This is a genomic window from Microbacterium sp. PAMC21962 (genome assembly GCF_019443465.1).
Classification (GTDB): domain Bacteria; phylum Actinomycetota; class Actinomycetes; order Actinomycetales; family Microbacteriaceae; genus Microbacterium; species Microbacterium hominis.
This window is the reverse complement of sequence record NZ_CP080381.1, coordinates 3,091,961-3,106,406: the sequence shown is the minus strand read 5'-3', so window position 1 is coordinate 3,106,406 and position 14,446 is coordinate 3,091,961. Positions and strand designations below refer to the sequence as shown.

Below are 14,446 nucleotides of genomic sequence, written 5' to 3'. Positions count from 1 at the left end.
CCTCTGTCGTCCGCGCCCGCCGAGGGACAGGATGGGGACCATGCCCTACGAGATCCCCGCCCCGATGCTGGCGAAGGCCGTCGCGGCCGTCCCCGACCCGACCAAGACGCCCGGTGGCCTGGCGTTCGAGCCGAAATGGGACGGCTTCCGCGCCCTCATCTCCTGGGACGGCACCGAGGTCGAGATCGGCTCGCGCGGCGCGAAGCCGCTCACGCGCTACTTCCCCGAGCTCGTCGCCGCCTGCGCCGAACTGCTTCCCGAGCCGTGCCTGGTCGACGGCGAGATCGTCGTCGCCCTCACCGCCTCCGACGGGTCGCGCCGCCTGTCGTGGGACGCACTGTCGCAGCGCATCCACCCGGCCGCCTCGCGCGTCGCGCTGCTGGGCGCCGAGACTCCCGCGATGTTCATCGCCTTCGACCTGCTCGCGCGCGGCGACCGCGATCTGCGGGACGAGCCGTTCTCGACGCGTCGCGCGGAGCTGGAACACCTGCTGGCCGGCGTTCCCGCGCCCCTGCACCTCACCCGGACCACGGCCGATCACGACCTCGCGACGCAGTGGCTCGCCCGCTTCGAGGGTGCGGGCCTGGACGGCGTGGTGGCCAAGCCGCTCGCCGGTGCGTACGCACCCGGCAAGCGGACGATGTTCAAGATCAAGCACGCCCGCACCGCCGACGTCGTGCTCGTGGGCTACCGCATCCACAAGAGCGGCGAGGGCGTGGGCTCGCTGCTGCTGGGGCTGTACGACGAGACCGGCACCCTGCGCAACGTGGGCGGCGCGTCCGCGTTCAGCGACGCTCGGCGCCGCGAGCTCGTCGACGAGCTGGCGCCGCTCGTCGTCACGGATGCCGAGGGCGCGGCGGTGACCGGAGAGACCGAGCGCTCGCGCTTCTCGGCGGCGAAGGACACCTCCTTCGTGCGGCTGCGCCCCGAACGCGTGCTCGAGGTGCGCTACGACCAGCTGGAGGGGGCGCGCTTCCGGCACACGGTGCAGTTCGATCGGTGGCGACCCGACCGCGACCCGCGATCGTGCACCTTCGCGCAGCTGGAGCAGGTGAGCGCGTACGACCTCGCCGACGTCCTCGCCTGAGGACGCGCGGACGGCGGCGCTCGGATCCGGCCCGCGCAGCACCGCACGGGCCGGATCCGGCTCTTCCGCACGTCGCCCGCATCGGCGCCGGGTCCCGGCGGCCGGACATGCGATCCGATGGTGCGGCTGGTGAGGGACGCTCTCCCCTCCTCCGTGATGCCGACGATACGCGCGCTCGCGCCCGCGCTCATCCGCCGGCGACCGTGAAAATCGGGGCCCGTTCTCCCGGCCCGTCCCCCTCGCCGCGGCACCGCGACGATGCGAGGATCGAACCATGGTCCCCGCCCCTTCCGACGAGCCGGACGCGCCCGCGCCCGCGCCGGAGCCGACCCCGACGCAGGAACTCGCGCTCGAACCGGTGCAGTTCATCGCGCGCACCGACGCGGTGCTGCGCCTGGGCACCCTCATGCTGGGCGCGGGCGCATCGTCGGCCCGCGTGCGCGACAGCATGGTGCGCGCGGCGGCGGCGCTCGGGATCGACGACGTGCACTGCCGCGTCGGCATGACCGACATCGTGCTCACCACCGGCCGCGGCCAGCTCTTCCGCACCCGGGTCGCCGAGGTGCCGCGTCCCGCGGTCGACGCCGATCGCATGACCGCCCTCAAGCAGCTGACGGCGCGGCTGACGCCCGGCACCACCCCGTCCGGTCTGCAGGACGAGCTGCGCCGGATCGAACGGATGCCGCGACGCTACGCGGAGCTCACCCGCGTGCTCGCGGCCGCGTTCGCCTGCGCCGCGTTCGCCCTGCTCAACAACGGCGGCTGGCAGGAGTTCGTCGCGGTGGGCATCGCCGCCGCCGCCGGTCAGTGGGTGCGCATGCTCATCCACCGCCTGCGCACCAATGAGTTCCTGCTGGTGTTCGCCTCGGCGATGACGGCCCTGCTCGTGTACCTGGCCGTCGCACAGGTCTTCGTGGCCGCGGGCGTGCCGGGCGGTCAGCACGACGCGGCCCTGACCAGCGCGGTGCTCTACCTCGTGCCGGGCTTCCCGCTCGTCACCGGCGCCCTGGATCTTGCCCGCCTGGACCTCAACGCCGGCATCGCCCGCGTCACGTACGCCGTACTGATCCTCCTCGCCACCGGAACGGCGGTGTGGGGCGTCGCGACGCTGTTCGATGCGACGGTGACCCAGGTGGCGACTCCCGAGTTCGCCGAGCCGCTCCTCTCGCTCGTGCGCCTCGCGGCGGGCTTCGTCGGCGTCCTCGGCTTCGCGCTGCTCTTCTCGACGCCGTGGGCGATCGCATTGGTCGCGGCCAGCCTCGGCGCCGTCGCGAACGTCGGACGGCTGGCGCTCGTCGATGCGCACGTGAACCCGGCCGTCGCGGCGGCGGCCGCAGCCCTCGCGGTGGGCCTGGGGGCCTATCTGTTCGGCGAGCGCCTGCGTGCCGCCCGGGTGACCCTCACCGTGCCGGCCGTGCTGATCATGGTGCCGGGCGCGGCCGCGTACCGCTCCATCGCGGGCGTCATCGGCGGCGACACGGTCGCGGCGATCCAGAACGCGACCACCGCGGTGTTCGTGGTGGTGGCGCTCGCCATCGGCCTCACGGTCGCCCGCGTGCTGACCGAACGGGAGTGGTCGCTGCCGGCACGGTGACGTCGTGCGCGCGCCCGCCGTCGTCTACGGTCGAGGCATGGGCCTGTTCCGCGACACCTCCCGCACCGTCCGCATCGACCAGCGCGGCGCCGACGCGGTGACCGTGCGCCCGGCCGGCAAGCCGTGGAGCCTGTGGGCCGACGCGTTCGGGGCGCTCGCGATCCGCGCCGCCCAGATCCTGGTCGTCGTCACCCTCGCCGCAGGGGTGATCTGGGGCATCCGCCAGCTGACGGTCGTGACGATCCCCCTCGTGATCGCCCTGATCCTCGCGTCGGCCTTCGCCCCGCTCATGAGCTGGCTGCGCCGGCGCGGCGTCCCTTCCGTCGTGGCGACGCTGCTGACGCTGCTCGCGATCGTCGTCGTGCTGACGGCCGTCGGCTGGCTGATCGTCTGGGCCGTCCGTGATCAGTGGGACGAGCTGGCCACGCAGGCGCAGGGCGGGTTCTCCGACCTCTTGGCATGGGCGAACACGCTGCCCTTCCAGATCGACCGCGCCCAGATCGACGAATGGATCGCGACGCTCACCGATTTCGTCACGAGCGCGCAGTTCGGCAGCGGGGCGCTGGCGGGCGTCAGCGCGGTCGCCAACTTCATCACGGGACTCGTGCTCATGGTCGTGATGCTGTTCTTCTTCCTCAAGGACGGCCCGCAGATGTGGGCGTTCCTGCTGCGTCCCTTCCGCGGCGAGTCCTACGAGCGCGCGCTGCGCGTCGGGGACAAGACGGTCACGGTGCTCGGCTCGTACGTGCGCGGCACGGCGACCGTGGCGGCGGTGGATGCCATCGGCATCCACATCGGCCTGCTCATCCTCCAGGTGCCGCTCGCGCTGCCGCTGGCCGTGCTGGTGTTCCTGCTCGCGTTCATCCCGATCGTCGGAGCGACGCTCGCGGGCATCCTGGCGGCCCTCGTCGCGCTCGTCGCGAACGGCTGGCTCGTCGCGCTCCTGGTCGTCGGCGTGGTCGTCCTCGTCAACCAGCTGGAGGGCAACCTGCTGCAACCCGTGCTGATGGGGCGGTCGATGCACCTGCACGCGTTCGTGATCCTGGTCGCGTTGACCGCCGGCACCGTGCTCGGCGGCATCGTCGGCGCCGTCCTCGCGGTGCCGCTCACCGCGGTCGCGTGGGGCATCGTGCAGGTGTGGGACGGGCCGCACACGCCCGCGCGCTGGGCGCGTCCGCACCGCGGAGAGGCGAGGGCCGCCGAAGCGGCGCGCTGACGCCGGTCCGTCCCGCGCCGGTCCGTCCCGCGCTCAGGGGATCCAGACGACGACGCCGTTCTGGCCGCTCAGCAGCGCCGCGACACCCGCGTCGACCGCGTCGCGGCAGCGTTCGGGTGTGAAGCTGGCCGGGTCGTGATGCGCGGCCTGACCGAGGTCCTCTCCCCGGAAGCCCGCACCCGCCCAGTCCACGGCGAGCACGTTCTCCGTCGGCTCCGCCAGCTCGCCGCCGAGCACGAGGAACGGCTGATCGAGGTGGCTGGCCGTCACGATCGCGAGCGGGTCGACCAGCGCGTCGCCCGCCGACATGATCACATCGGGATGCATCCCGATCGCCTCGGAGATCGCGGGGATCGGATCGGTTCCCGCCCGCACCTCGCGAAGGTCTGCCCCGACCTCCCGCGCCCAGGTGCGCACGGCCTCGGCCATCGTGGCGGTGCCCGCCTCGTCGCCCATCGTCAGCAGCACCACGCGGTACCCCCGCGACGGGTGGGCGCCGAGCCACGATCCCGGGCTCGGCGTCATGGTCGCGGCGGGCGCGAGCGGCGTGGCGGGCAGGAACCCGGGCTGCGCCGCGGCGACGAGCGTGGGAGAGGGATGCGGCGAGCTCCAGTCCGCCGCGCATCCGACGAGGGATGCCGCGACCACGACGATCGCCAGTCCCGCGGCCACGGAGCGCGGACGCGCGGGCAGGGGACGGAGCCGAGCGGGTCGCACCCCTCCAGCATCGCCGCCGACGCGGCGGGCACCGCTACCGGCGGCACGTCGTTCGTCCAAGGTTGTCACACGGGTCAACCTCCGTTCACCGAGCACGCGCACGCTCACGCCGTGACCGTTCGCCGCCTCCCCACCGCCCTCCTCGTCGCGTTCACGGCCGTACTGGCGGTGGCCCCCGCACTCGTGTCGGCATCCGCCGCCCTGGCGCACGGCTTCAGCTCGGTCGTCTTCGCCGACCTGTCGCACGACGAGGACGGACGAACGGTCGCGACGCTGCAACTCGAGTACGACCTGCTGGTGGTCTCGGCGGCCGACACCCAGCAGGACGACGACTTCTTCCGGGCGGGCACGGCCGCTTTCGATGCACGCGACGACGCGGCGATGGCCACGGCGGTCAGGGATCATCGCGACACCGTCTCGCGCTACCTCGACGAGCGCTTCACGGTCCGCACGACCGGCGGCGACGCGGGCACGTGCACGCTCGGCGCACTCGATACCGTGACGATGACCGTGCAGGAAGGGGTGCCCTACGTGGTCCTCCCGCTCGCGGTGGACTGCCCGCCGGGAGAGGCGCACGTCGTGCGCAGCACCCTGTTCCCCGACGAGGAGGGCTACGTCACGGGCACGAAGACGATCCTGACCTACGACATCGACCTGCACGCCGGGTCGGCCGCCCTGGACGCCTCGACACCGGAGTTCTCGACCGCGCAGAGCACGTGGGAACGCTTCTGGGAGTTCTTCCGCCTGGGCGCCGAGCACCTGCTGACCGGCATCGACCACATCCTCTTCCTGCTCGCGCTCATCGCCGGCTCTCGAAAGCTCCGGGAGATCGTCCTGGCCGCGACGGTGTTCACGATCGCCCACTCGGTGACCTTCATCCTCGCCGCGACCAAGGTGGTGAACCTGCCGAGCATCATCATCGAGCCCACCATCGCCCTGTCCATCGCGATCGTGGCCGCCTGGTATCTGTTCCGCCTGTGGCGCGAGGGTGAGGCCGCGACCGAGCTGACCCGTGACTCGGGTCCACTCGGGCTCGACCGCGCCGGCTGGCTGCGGCTCCTCGTGGTCTTCTGCTTCGGCCTGATCCACGGCCTCGGCTTCGCCTCCGCCCTCGGCATCGACGAGCCGTGGTCGTGGACGCTGCTGTGGTCGCTGCTCGTGTTCAACCTCGGCATCGAAGCCGTGCAGATCGGCCTCATCGCGCTCGTGTTCCCGGTGCTCGTGCTGCTGCGGCGACGCACTCCCCGTCTCGCGATGTGGGCCACCGGCGCCCTCGCGGTGGCCGTCACCCTCGCGGGCCTCATCTGGTTCGTGCAGCGCGTCTTCGGCTGGGACTGAGCCCGCTCTGGGCGAACCCTCAGAGTTTCGCCGCGACGTCACCGCTCCGGGGCGAGATGTTCACCGCGGTGTCATCCCCGAGGCGGATCGTCCAGATGACGCCCCTCGCGGCGCCTGCGTCGGGCCTTCGCCACGCATCCCTCACCCATGAACGGACAGACCATGCCGCACTCCGCCGAACTGCGAGCGCCGCGCCTCCCGCGCCGGTCGATCGCCTGGATCACCGCCGCCACGCTGTGCGCGACGGCCTTCGCGGGAGTCGTCGCGACTCCCGCCCTCGCCGACACCCCGACGACGCAGACCGGCGTCATCCTCGGCGTCGGCGCCGACGAGACCCAGCGCATCGTGAGCTGGTACACCTCCGCCGACACGGCCCAGGTCGTGCAGGTCGCGCCCACGGCCGCGCTCGTGGGCGGCGCCTTCCCGGCATCCGCCGTGACGTTCGCCGCGACCGGCGGCGCCAACATCGCGACCAGCGGCGGCTACAACCGCCACGCGACCATCACCGGCCTGCAGGAGAACACGCAGTACTCCTACCGCGTCGGTGCCGAGGGCGCGTGGTCGACGACCACGACCTTCCAGACGCACTCCTTCGAGGGCGACTTCGACTTCCTCTTCTACGGCGACCCGCAGATCGGCTCGTCGGGCGATGTCGCGAAGGACACCGCCGGGTGGGTCGACACGGTCAACGTCTCGCTGCAGTCGAACCCGAACGCGGAGCTGCTCGTCTCGGGCGGCGACCAGGTCGACAAGGCCAACACGGAGGCGCAGTGGGACGGCTTCCTCGCCCCCGCGCAGCTTCGCAGCTACCCGTGGGTCGCCACGATCGGCAACCACGACGTCGGCGGCAAGGCGTACGAGCAGCACTTCTACACCCCCAACACCGACCGATCGAGCCAGTACTACGTCAACGGCGACCCGACCTCCAACACGTCGGGCGGCGACTACTGGTTCATCCACAAGGACGTGCTGTTCATCGACCTGAACTCGAACAGCTACACCTCCTCGTCGGGCGGCGGCGGCGACGCGGCTCACATCCAGTACGTCACCGACGTCATCAACGCTCACGGCGCACAGGCGAAGTACACCGTGCTCGTCTACCACCACGCGATCTACTCCCCCGCCGACCACGCGCAGGATGCCGACAACAAGGTGCGCCGCGTCGACTTCCCGACCACGTTCTCCCAGCTCGGGGTCGACCTGGTGCTCCAGGGCCACGACCACAGCTACTCGCGCTCATACGAGATCAAGAACGGCCAGAAGGCGAACGCCGACGAGAAGCCCGGTCAGAACGAGGTCTTCGAGGGCCCCGGGGGCGTCGTCTACGTGACGGCGAACTCGGCCTCCGGCTCGAAGTACTACGACCTCACCGCGCCCGTCGCCGGTGACGCCACCTCCGGCGCGGGCAACGGCGCCGACCCGCAGAACCCGTCGAACTACTGGTACAACTCGGTCGAGAACCAGGAGCACGTGCGCACCTTCGTCAAGGTGCAGGTGCAGAAGGACGCCCTCGTCGTGCAGAACGTGCGCTCCGGCACGTGCGACGCGCCGAACGCGGCCGTCGAGCTGCGCAAGGTGCTGTGGTGCGGCCCCGCGAACGGCACGCAGGCGGCGCAGCCCGTCGGCTCGGTGCAGGACGAGGTGACCATCCACCCCAACCACGGCGACGGTCAGGACATCCAGGTCGACGTGCCCGACGCCGCCCCGGGCGAGTTCGGCTGGACCATCGACGGACACAACGGTCTCGTCGACCTCGGCACCGCCACGGAGAAGAGCAACAGCTACTTCGAGGCCACCGGCCAGATCAACCCGATCACCGTCACCGACACCCGCCGCGCCGTCGCCCCCTGGTCGATCGCGGCGAAGGTCGGCGACTTCACCGACGGTGACAAGTCGTTCTCGGGCTCGTACCTCGGCTGGACCCCGAAGCTGGTGACCGCCGGCGGCGGCGCCGTCGCGGGCGCGACCGTCGGCTCCGGCTACGACGGCGGCACGGGTCTGTCCGACTCGCGTGTGCTCGGCTCGGCCGCGCAGGGCCACGAGCGCGGCACCGCGACCCTCGGCTCCGACCTGGATCTGAAGATCCCGGTCGACGTCGACAAGGGCAGCTACCGCGGCACGCTCACCCTCACGGCGATCAGCAACTGATCTCCACCTCACCCCGCGCCCCGGGGCGGATCGGCGCGCATCGCCGCCGATCCGCCTCGGGACGCACCCGTTCCCACCCCACGCCGGAGGACCCCATGTTCCGCTCCCGCCGCTCTCTCCCCACGGCGCTGGCCGCTCCCCTGCTGGCCGCGGCCGTCCTCCTCGGCGGCGTCGCGGTGCCCGCCGCCTCCGCTCACGCGGTCACGGATGCCGCCGCCGCCGACTCCGCGGACGACGTCACCTGGACGGTGCGCACCGCCTCGAACGGCTTCGGCGCCGAGCGCACCTCGTACACGTACGCGGTCGATCCGGGCCAGAGCGTCAGCGACGCCCTCGTCGTGAGCAACCACGGCAGTGCGCCGCTGCAGCTGGCTGTGTACGCCGCCGACGGCTACACGGGCGCGGGCGGGCAGCTCGACCTGCTGACGCCCGCGGAGACCTCCGTCGGCATCGGCGCCTGGACGCATGCCGCCGCGACCACCGTCACGGTGGCGCCGGACGAGTCGGCGACCGTGCCGTTCGAGGTGTCGGTGCCCGCGACCGCGACCCCCGGCGACTACGTCGGCGGCATCGTCACCTCGCTCGCATCGTCGGCCGATCAGGGCATCTCCGTCGACCGCCGCCTCGGCATCCGCATCGGGCTGCGCGTCTCGGGGGCGCTCGCCCCCGCGCTGACGATCGAGAACCCGCAGGTGAGCTGGGGAGGCACGTGGGGACTCGGCAGCGGCGCGGCCACCCTCACCTACACGCTCCACAACACCGGCAACACGACGATGGGGGCCCAGCAGGCGGCCTCGATCGCGGGCCCCTTCGGCTGGTTCCCGACGGATGCCGGCGACGTCGCGCCCGAGGTCCAGATCCTCCCCGGCGAGACCCGCGACGTGCAGATCACCGTGCCGGGCATCGCCGGCATGCTCGCCCTCGTGGCCTCCGCGACGGTCACACCGATCGTCGTGGACGCGTCCGGTTCGACGAGCGCGCTGGAGCCCGTCGCGACCCAGACGATGGGTCTCGCCGTCCCGTGGCTGCTGCTGATCCTCGTGCTGCTCGCCGCCGCGATCGCGCTCGGCGCCGTCTGGTTGCGCCGCCGCACCGCCGCGACGCGGCGCCGGCGCGAGGACGAGCGCGTCGCCCGCGCCGTCGCCGACGCCCTCGCGGAGGCCCAGGGCACGGTCGGGGCGGAGGATGCCGCGGACACCGTCGCCCACGGGCCGAGCGCGGCCGGCACCCGCGCGTCCGGCGCGGACTGACGACCCGGCGGTCGTCAGGATCGACGCGCGGCGCGGGCACGCAGCGCTGCCCCGGCGGCGAGCAGCGCCGCCCCCACCGCGGCGAACGCGAGCGCGCCGGCCACCTGGTCGCCGGTCGACGCGAGGCCCCCGGCGTCGGAGCCGCCCGATGCGTCCGCGGGCGGGGTCACGGGCGGCGCGGGGCGATCGTGTGGAGGAACGACGACCGCGATGACCATGGTCGAGCCGCCCCCGTCCGCGCTCGCGCCGTCGTCGGCCGCGTACGCGACAGAGGTCGGCCCGGCGAGCAGGGCGATCGTGGCAGCTAGTGCGGCGAGACAGCGCGTCGCGGCATCCCTCGCGCCCATTCCCGCCCCCTTCCGCGCCGCAGCGCTCGCGCGCCACGATAAGCGGCGCGGGTGTCGCCGCGGATGCCGGTGGGCGACGCGGCGGTGAACCCGCTCAGTCCTTCTTCGCCCGACTCGGCTGCACCCGCGGGGGCTCGCCGGGCATCTTGGGGAACTCCGGCGGGAACGGCAGCTCGCCGAGCCCCGCCTCGAGGTCGCGCTGCCACCACTGGAGCAGCGTGTCGATGCGGCCCGGGGAGCGCTGCAGCCCCTCCCAGGGGTCGCCCATCGCGGCGAGACGCTCCGGGACGGTGCGCACCGTGAACGCCGTGGGATCGACGCCGTCCGCCAGCTCGTCCCACGTGATCGGCGTCGCGACCGTCGCGGACGGGAGAGCGCGCGGACTGTAGGCGCCGGCCATCGTGCGATCGCGGTTGGCCTGGTTGAAGTCGACGAAGATGCGCGCGCCGCGCTCCTCCTTCCACCAGTCCATCGTGACGGCATCCGGCAGCCGTCGGGCGAGCTCGCGCCCGGCGGCGATGACGGCGTGCCGGACGTCCAGGAACTCATGGGTCGGCTCGATCGGGCAGAACACGTGGATGCCGCGATTGCCACTCGTCTTCAGCCACGGCTCGAGCCCGGCCTCGCGCAGCACCTCGCGCAGCGCGGGCGCGACCGCCGCGGCATCCGCGAAGTCGGTGCCCGGCTGGGGGTCGAGGTCGATCCGCAGCTCGACGGGGTTGTCGGTGTCGTTCGCGAGCGAGGCCCACGGATGGAAGACGACCGTGTTCATCTGCACGGCCCACACGATCGCCGCCGCCTCGTCGAGCACGACCTGCGGGTGGCGGCGACCGCTGTTGTACGTGCACATGACCTCGTGCACGTAGTCGGGCGCGCCGCGCGGCGGGTTCTTCGAGAAGAAGCGCTCACCGTCGACCGTGTCGGGAAAGCGCTCGAGCGAGACCGGCCGGTGGCCGTTGGCGCGCAGGAACGGCTCCGCGACGGCGAGGAAATACTCGGCGAGCTCGCGCTTGGTGATGCCCGGCTCCGGCCAGATCACGCGGTTCGGGCTCGACAGCGACACCTCTCGGTCGCCGACCTCGATCGTGATGCGCTCCGATGCCATGCCTCGACCCTAGGGGGCGCCCGGCGGCGGCGACAGGGGTCTCCGCGACGGCAGCGGATTCGGATCACTCAACCGGATGCGGACGGCGCGGCGCGCGGCATCCGCATCTGTGTCGCGCCCCCGATTCCGCGAGCGCCCGGGTGTCAGTCGTCGGCGAGGGCGATCACGCCGGCGAGCGCGGCGCGGTCCAGCTCGATCCAGGGACCGCCGGGGTCGACGACGACGCCGGTCAGACCCGGCTCGGATGCCAGTGCCCGCCCGAGCTGCACGGGCTGCACGGGAAGGGGCCGATCGCCGCGACCGAGGGCGACGACCTCCAGCGGATGCGAGAACACCTCGATGCGTCGCAGTCCCTCGGGGGTCCGCGCCTCGGCGAGCCCCATCCGCCCCTCGGCGTCCGTGCCGCCGGCGACCCAGACGGGAAGGCGCGACAGGGCGTCGGCGACGCGGGCGGGCGTGCTCTCATCGCGCGGTCCGGACAGGAGCGCCTTGATCTCGAAGGTGGGCTCGCTCTCCTCGATGGCGCGGCTGAGCAGCGGCGCGGGAAGGATCACCCGGGCACCCGGCGTGGCGTGGTCGAGGTAGATGCCGTCGTAGCCGCCGGCAACGGCGTTGCGCAGCACCTCGAGCGCGGGCTGGCCGATGACCGAGGTCGACGCACCCCCCTCGGACTCGACGCTGGCCTGCAGCGCGGCACCGCCGCTGAAGGCGAGGAGGAAGCGCGTGCCCTCGAGCGATGCGATCGCGAGGTTGATCTGTTCTCCCGCGGCGAGCAGCGCCTGCACGTCGCCCTGCGCGCGGAGGAACAGCTGCCCCTGCAGCGCCTGGCGCATGACGTTCATGATCTCGGTGTTCTGCGGTTCGTCCGACAGCGCGGCGAGAGCCGCCTGCAGCAGCCCGTTGTCGATCAGGCCCGGCACGATCTCTTGAGCCTCGGGCGCGGTCGCGGCGGGGCGGGTCGCCGCCGCGGGCGGGGCGGAGGCGACCGCGGGGTCGGTGCCGAACGTCGAGACGGAGATGCGCACCTCGGGCACCGCTTCGGCCGCGGCCTCGGTCGGCGCGGACGCGTCGGCGGCGGACTCGGCCGGATCGACCGCGGGCGTCGCCGCATCCTCGGTGGTGTCGGATCGGCCGCGACGCGAGAACAGTGCCATGCGTTCGAGCCTAGCCGCGGCGCCCCGACGCTGCCGCCGCCGGCGCAGAGCGCTGCGCTACAGCTTCTCGATCGGCGCGATCTTGATCAGCAGCTTCTTCTGGCCGGCCCGATCGAACCGCACGTGCGCGACGCGCTTGGCGCCCTCGCCGGTGATCTGGTCGACGCGCCCCTCGCCGAAGTCCTCGTGACGGATGCGGTCGCCGGGAGCGAGCTCCATGTCGCCGTTGTCGCGCACCTTCGCCGGAATGCGGTTCGTGAACTTGGTCAGGTCGCCCGCCGGCTTCTCGCGTCGCGGCAGGGGAACGAGATCGTCGCCGTAGCGCGATCCGCCCGATCCGCCGAAACCGCCGCCCGGACGCCGCGCGTTGAGCGCGCGCGAGGGGCCGCCGCCGCGGGAGTTGATGTCTCCGGGCGACTGCCGCCAGTCGATGAGCTCGTGCGGGATCTCCTGCAGGAACCGGCTGGGCATCGCGACCGAGACCTCGCCGAACTGGGCGCGCGTCATCGCGAGCGACAGGTGCAGCCGCTTGCGGGCGCGGGTCAGGGCGACGTAGAACAGGCGCCGTTCCTCCTGCGGGCCGCCCGGCTCGCCGGCCGAGATCCGGTGCGGGATCAGATCCTCCTCGACGCCCGTGACGAACACGGCGTCGTACTCCAGCCCCTTCGCCGTGTGCATCGTCATGAGCGACACCGAGCCCGACGCGTCGGCGAGGTCGTCGGCATCCGAGACGAGCGCGACCTCCGTGAGGAAGTCGAGGATCGTCCCGTCGGGATTGTTGCGGGCGAACTCGCGCGTCACCGCGACGAGCTCGTCGAGGTTCTCGACGCGCGCCTCGTCCTGCGGATCCTTCGACATCCGCAGGGCGTCGAGGTAGCCGCTCTTGCCGAGCAGCAGGTTCAGTCCGTCGGTGACGGAGGTGGGGGGCGGCGCCTCGCCCGAGGCGGGCAACAGGATGGCGGTCGCCTCGGCGAGCACGGCGTCGAGCTGAGCGATGGCGGCCTGGATCTTCGGCCCGACGCCGAGGGCGGACGCATTGGCCAGTGCATCGCGGAAGGTGATGCCCTCGTCCGCGGCGTAGCGGGCGATGGCCGTCTCGGTGACGTCGCCGATGCCGCGGCGGGGCTTGTTGAGGATGCGGCGGACGCTCAGCTCGTCGGCCGGGTTGGCGACCGCGATCAGATACGCGAGCGCGTCCTTGATCTCGGCACGCTCGTAGAACTTCGTGCCGCCCATGATCTTGTACGGCACCGCCGCGCGGATGAAGATCTCTTCCAGCGCACGGGACTGCGAGTTGGTGCGGTAGAAGACGGCCATCTCGCCGTACGCGAGTCCTGCGCGGTGCAGGGCCTCGACCTCGTCGGCGACGAACTGCGCCTCGTCGTGCTGGGAGTAGCCGGTGAAGCCGACGATCTTCTCCCCCGCGCCGACGTCGGTCCACAGCTTCTTGTCTTTGCGGTCGAAGTTGTTGCTGATGACGGCGTTGGCGGCGGTGAGGATGTTCTGGGTCGACCGGTAGTTCTGCTCGAGGAGCACGACCTTCGCACCCGGATAGTCGCGTTCGAACTCGGTGATGTTGCGGATGTCGGCGCCGCGGAAGGCGTAGATCGACTGGTCGGAGTCGCCGACCACGGTCAGCGAGGCGCCGTCGGTCTCGTCGAGCAGCGCCCCGACGTCTTCGATGGGCCGGGTGAGCTCGTGGATGAGCGCGTACTGCGCGTGGTTCGTGTCCTGGTACTCGTCGACCAGGATGTGCCGGAACCGGCGCCGGTACGTGTCGGCGACGTGCGGGAAGGCGCGGAACAGATACACCGTCTGCGCGATGAGGTCGTCGAAGTCGAAGGCGTTGGCGCGCTGCAGCGAGCGCTGATAGTCGGCGAAGATCTCCGCGAACAGACGCTCGGCGGGGTCGCTCATGTTGGCCGTGCGGGCGAAGGACTCGGCATCCGCGAGCTCGTTCTTGAGCTTCGAGATGCGGCTCTGCACGGATGCCGGGGTCAGGCCGAACGCGTCGGCCTCGTACTGCTTGACGAGACGTTTGACGAGCGCCCGGGAGTCGCCCGAGTCGTAGATGGTGAAGCTCTTGGTGAAGCCGAACTGGTCGGCCTCGCGGCGGAGGATGCGCACGCACGCGGAGTGGAACGTCGAGATCCACATCCCCTGCGCGGTGTCGCCGATGAGGTGCCGCACGCGCTCGCGCATCTCGCCGGCGGCCTTGTTGGTGAAGGTGATCGCGAGGATCTGACTCGGCCACGCCTCGCGGCCGCGCAGCAGCGAGGCGATGCGGCGCGTGAGCACGCTGGTCTTGCCCGATCCGGCGCCGGCGACGATGAGGAGCGCCTGTCCGCGATAGGTGACCGCTTCGCGCTGCGGGGGGTTGAGCCCGGCCAGGAGGTCGTCGTCGACGCGCGCCCCCGTGCCGCGCGCGGCATCCGTGGGCATGCCGACGATGACGGGCTTGATCGGGTCACTCATATCCCGACAAGTCTA

The 14,446-nt window shown here is 72.1% G+C and carries 11 protein-coding genes; 6 read left to right on the top strand and 5 right to left on the bottom strand.

Annotated features, from left to right (window positions below):
* Window positions 1-40 precede the first annotated feature (40 nt).
* The 3 genes from KY498_RS14610 (at window position 41) to KY498_RS14600 (ending at window position 3,897) form a co-directional block, all read left to right on the top strand.
* Complete coding sequence (locus KY498_RS14610) at window positions 41-1,087, top strand: ATP-dependent DNA ligase (RefSeq protein ID WP_191009019.1); 1,047 nt, start codon at window positions 41-43, stop codon at window positions 1,085-1,087.
* Window positions 1,088-1,361: 274 nt separating this feature from the next.
* Window positions 1,362-2,681 carry a threonine/serine exporter ThrE family protein gene (locus KY498_RS14605; protein ID WP_061781858.1) on the top strand — a complete coding sequence of 440 codons (1,320 nt, stop codon included), beginning with the start codon at window positions 1,362-1,364 and terminating at the stop codon, window positions 2,679-2,681.
* 37 nt (window positions 2,682-2,718) lie between these two features.
* Window positions 2,719-3,897: an AI-2E family transporter gene (locus KY498_RS14600; protein WP_191009576.1), complete on the top strand. Its 1,179-nt coding sequence runs from the start codon at window positions 2,719-2,721 to the stop codon at window positions 3,895-3,897.
* A gap of 33 nt (window positions 3,898-3,930) precedes the next feature.
* On the opposite strand, the gene KY498_RS14595 is transcribed toward KY498_RS14600, so the two are convergent.
* The gene (locus KY498_RS14595) at window positions 3,931-4,614 is read right to left on the bottom strand and encodes a hypothetical protein (protein ID WP_223848729.1); all 684 of its coding nucleotides are present in this window, start codon (window positions 4,612-4,614) and stop codon (window positions 3,931-3,933) included.
* Window positions 4,615-4,725: 111 nt separating this feature from the next.
* On the opposite strand from KY498_RS14595, the gene KY498_RS14590 reads away from it, so the two are divergent.
* The 3 genes from KY498_RS14590 to KY498_RS14580 all read left to right on the top strand — a co-directional run bounded on the left by KY498_RS14590 (window position 4,726) and on the right by KY498_RS14580 (window position 9,350).
* On the top strand, window positions 4,726-5,952 hold the full coding sequence (locus KY498_RS14590; protein WP_191009020.1) for a HupE/UreJ family protein: 1,227 nt from the start codon (window positions 4,726-4,728) through the stop codon (window positions 5,950-5,952).
* A 147-nt stretch (window positions 5,953-6,099) separates the two neighbouring features.
* Complete coding sequence (locus KY498_RS14585; protein ID WP_223848730.1) at window positions 6,100-8,100, top strand: metallophosphoesterase family protein; 2,001 nt, start codon at window positions 6,100-6,102, stop codon at window positions 8,098-8,100.
* Between the two features lie 95 nt (window positions 8,101-8,195).
* Window positions 8,196-9,350 carry a WxL protein peptidoglycan domain-containing protein gene (locus KY498_RS14580; protein WP_191009021.1) on the top strand — a complete coding sequence of 385 codons (1,155 nt, stop codon included), beginning with the start codon at window positions 8,196-8,198 and terminating at the stop codon, window positions 9,348-9,350.
* 14 nt (window positions 9,351-9,364) lie between these two features.
* Here the strand turns inward: KY498_RS14580 and KY498_RS14575 are convergent, their stop codons facing one another.
* The 4 genes from KY498_RS14575 to KY498_RS14560 form a co-directional block, all read right to left on the bottom strand.
* On the bottom strand, window positions 9,365-9,697 hold the full coding sequence (locus KY498_RS14575; protein ID WP_101306816.1) for a hypothetical protein: 333 nt from the start codon (window positions 9,695-9,697) through the stop codon (window positions 9,365-9,367).
* Window positions 9,698-9,791: 94 nt separating this feature from the next.
* Complete coding sequence (gene ligD / locus KY498_RS14570; protein WP_191009022.1) at window positions 9,792-10,802, bottom strand: non-homologous end-joining DNA ligase; 1,011 nt, start codon at window positions 10,800-10,802, stop codon at window positions 9,792-9,794.
* A gap of 143 nt (window positions 10,803-10,945) precedes the next feature.
* On the bottom strand, window positions 10,946-11,956 hold the full coding sequence (locus KY498_RS14565) for an SseB family protein (RefSeq protein ID WP_191009023.1): 1,011 nt from the start codon (window positions 11,954-11,956) through the stop codon (window positions 10,946-10,948).
* A gap of 57 nt (window positions 11,957-12,013) precedes the next feature.
* Entirely contained in the window at window positions 12,014-14,431 is a 2,418-nt protein-coding gene (locus KY498_RS14560; protein ID WP_191009024.1) for an ATP-dependent helicase, read from the bottom strand.
* Window positions 14,432-14,446: the final 15 nt, after the last annotated feature.

Excerpts from the sequence above, each read along its gene's own strand:
- KY498_RS14610 (WP_191009019.1), top strand. The coding sequence starts at position 41 with ATGCCCTACGAGATCCCCGCCCCGATGCTGGCGAAGGCCGTCGCGGCC.
- KY498_RS14605 (WP_061781858.1), top strand. The coding sequence starts at position 1,362 with ATGGTCCCCGCCCCTTCCGACGAGCCGGACGCGCCCGCGCCCGCGCCG.
- KY498_RS14600 (WP_191009576.1), top strand. The coding sequence starts at position 2,719 with ATGGGCCTGTTCCGCGACACCTCCCGCACCGTCCGCATCGACCAGCGC.
- KY498_RS14585 (WP_223848730.1), top strand. The coding sequence starts at position 6,100 with ATGAACGGACAGACCATGCCGCACTCCGCCGAACTGCGAGCGCCGCGC.
- KY498_RS14580 (WP_191009021.1), top strand. The coding sequence starts at position 8,196 with ATGTTCCGCTCCCGCCGCTCTCTCCCCACGGCGCTGGCCGCTCCCCTG.
- KY498_RS14575 (WP_101306816.1), bottom strand. The coding sequence starts at position 9,697 with ATGGGCGCGAGGGATGCCGCGACGCGCTGTCTCGCCGCACTAGCTGCC.
- ligD (WP_191009022.1), bottom strand. The coding sequence starts at position 10,802 with ATGGCATCGGAGCGCATCACGATCGAGGTCGGCGACCGAGAGGTGTCG.
- KY498_RS14565 (WP_191009023.1), bottom strand. The coding sequence starts at position 11,956 with ATGGCACTGTTCTCGCGTCGCGGCCGATCCGACACCACCGAGGATGCG.
- KY498_RS14560 (WP_191009024.1), bottom strand. The coding sequence starts at position 14,431 with ATGAGTGACCCGATCAAGCCCGTCATCGTCGGCATGCCCACGGATGCC.